The organism is Streptomyces alkaliphilus (genome assembly GCF_014141535.1).
GTDB classification, from domain to species: domain Bacteria; phylum Actinomycetota; class Actinomycetes; order Streptomycetales; family Streptomycetaceae; genus Streptomyces; species Streptomyces alkaliphilus.
Genome location: NZ_VKHT01001429.1, coordinates 1 through 953, shown reverse-complemented (window position 1 = coordinate 953; position 953 = coordinate 1). Strand labels below are relative to the sequence as shown.

Here is a 953-nt window from a genome sequence, read left to right as displayed (position 1 = left end):
GTCCCCCACCACCGTGTATCCGGGGGAGCCCCGGGGGGCCGGCGTGCCGGGGCCCCGTCGCCCGGTCGACGGCGGATACCACGACGGGAACGACGGGCACGACGGCGCGTACGGCCGGGGCGGGAACGGGTACGGCACCGGATACGACGGGGACGGGTACGACGGCGCCGGCCACGGACAGGGATACGCCGGTGGTTCCGGTGATCACGACGAGCGGGGGACCGACCGCGGATACGGCGGCGCCGAGGCCGGCGACGACCCCGGCGCGCACCGCGGTGACGGCACCGGTGACGGGATGCCCGGGGGCGAGCGGCGTCCCGGGGGGAACGAACCCGGGGACGGGGACGGCGGGTACGACACCGAGCAGTTCGCCTTCGTGGAGGAGAAGGAGGAGAGCAGCGAGGACGTCATCGACTGGCTCAAGTTCAGCGAGAGCCGCACCGAACGGCGGGAGGAGGCCAAGCGGCGCGCCCTGGGCCGTCGCCGCCTGGTGGTGATCGCGGTGGCCCTGGTCCTGCTGGGCGGTGTCGGCTGGCTGTGGGCCGGGGACCGACTGCCCTTCATGGGCGGGGAGGAGACCGAGCAGGAGGCCGCGCCCACGGCGGAGAGCCGCGACGTGATCATCGTCCACCTGCGTCAGACCAACGGCGACACCACCTCCACCGCGCTCCTGGTGGCCAACCGCACCACCCAACGGGGCACCACCCTCCTGCTCCCCAACGAACTCGTCGTCACCCCCGACGGTGGCACCACCACCCTGGGCCAGGCCGTCACCGAGGAGGGAGCCGCCTCCGTCCGCGAGGCCGTCGGCACACTGCTGGGCGCCGACATCCGGGGGACCTGGCGCCTGGACACCCCTTACCTGGAGAACCTCGTGGACCTCGTCGGCGGCATCACGGTGGACACCGACACCGTCGTCCTCGACGAGGAGGGGGAGGAGGTCGTCCCGGAGG

1 pseudogene is annotated in these 953 nt (G+C 73.8%); it reads left to right on the top strand.

The window, feature by feature from the left end:
• Nucleotides 1-43: 43 nt before the first annotated feature.
• Nucleotides 44-953, top strand: a pseudogene (locus FNQ90_RS24900) (hypothetical protein); the annotation flags it as partial.